Origin of the sequence: Bianquea renquensis (genome assembly GCF_014384895.1) — a bacterium.
Lineage (GTDB): Bacteria > Bacillota > Clostridia > Lachnospirales > Bianqueaceae > Bianquea > Bianquea renquensis.
The window spans coordinates 1-1051 of sequence record NZ_JACRSQ010000092.1 but is presented as its reverse complement, the minus strand read 5'-3'; the positions used below and the strand labels follow the sequence as shown (position 1 = coordinate 1051).

The window sequence follows — 1051 nt, the reverse complement described above, 5'->3', positions numbered from 1 at the left end:
AAACAATACGGATTTTTCACCTGTTTCATAATTCGCGCCGCTCTTTCTTCCGGGGAAAGGCGGGTATCCAGCGCAAAGCCGCTGACATCCGGCAAAGCGGCCTTATTCACTGTGCGAAGATCAACACTTTTCATTTGCTCCAATGCAGCTTGGCTTATCATAGCTTATCCTCCGTTCTGAGCGCCGGGGAAAAGAGAACGGGCAACGCCGAAGCGCCACCCGTTCTCCTTGACCGCGCCTCGGATGGAAGCGCGGCAGGGAAACACGCTGTACACGTTTGAGCCGTCATAGGACAGTAAAAATCCCAGCGTGTTCATCCCTTACCCGGTATATTGTAAGAGAGAAAAAAACTTCCTCTCATATACCGTGAGATTTAGGGGCAGAAAATTAACCCCCAAACTACATATTTTTTAAAAATTTTTTCATGGCTTCCAATCCCTTCCGTATTGCTTTATGGACAGCAATCTCGCTGACACCTTCTTCTTTGGCGATTTCCTGAACGCTTTTCCCCAATAAGTAGTGCGCTTCTACCCGGCGGCCTTGGATTTCTGGCAGTTCATTCAAAGCCCTGCACAAGCGACAATGCCGCTCCATGAGATCGAGCACCGCTTCCGGCGAAAGAATATGGCACTCGATTGCCGACGCTTCAATCCCGTCCTCCGCGTCGAGGGAAAACTGCGCTTTGTTGTAGAACATACGGCGTATATGATTCCGTTCCGATCTTTCGGCGTCTGCCAGCGCCTCGGCAACTTCATCCGAAACTTCCAAAAGAGTATCCTGCGTATAGAACGGGTAATAGTCCCGCAGATTGATGATTTTCATAGCTTGTCCTCCATTCGGTTTTTGGGTTGGATACGTAAATCGAATGGAGCAGGGCGGAGATCGGCAGCGGGGAAAGGCTGTCTCAGTTTATTATGAACTTCGGGCCAACTTCGAGCTGTTGACAAACCCTATTCTTCACCCGCTCATTATGGTAAAATAAAAGAAATGTGAGGGGGATTTACTTATGATGACGCGGACAAATAATAAGCAAATAAAATTTCATTTGGTA

General features: G+C 48.1%; 2 protein-coding genes. Both read right to left on the bottom strand.

Features of this window, described 5'->3' with window-relative positions:
• On the bottom strand, positions 1–134 hold a 134-nt coding region (locus tag H8730_RS18170), incomplete at its 3' end, for a DUF6870 family protein (protein WP_430385405.1).
• A gap of 265 nt (positions 135–399) precedes the next feature.
• A complete protein-coding gene (locus tag H8730_RS17370) occupies positions 400–822 on the bottom strand; it encodes an RNA polymerase sigma factor (protein WP_249290306.1) in 423 nt (140 codons plus the stop codon).
• Positions 823–1051: the final 229 nt, after the last annotated feature.

Bases quoted from the DNA above. Each gene is read 5' to 3' on its own strand.
- H8730_RS17370 (WP_249290306.1), bottom strand. From the start codon at position 822: ATGAAAATCATCAATCTGCGGGACTATTACCCGTTCTATACGCAGGAT.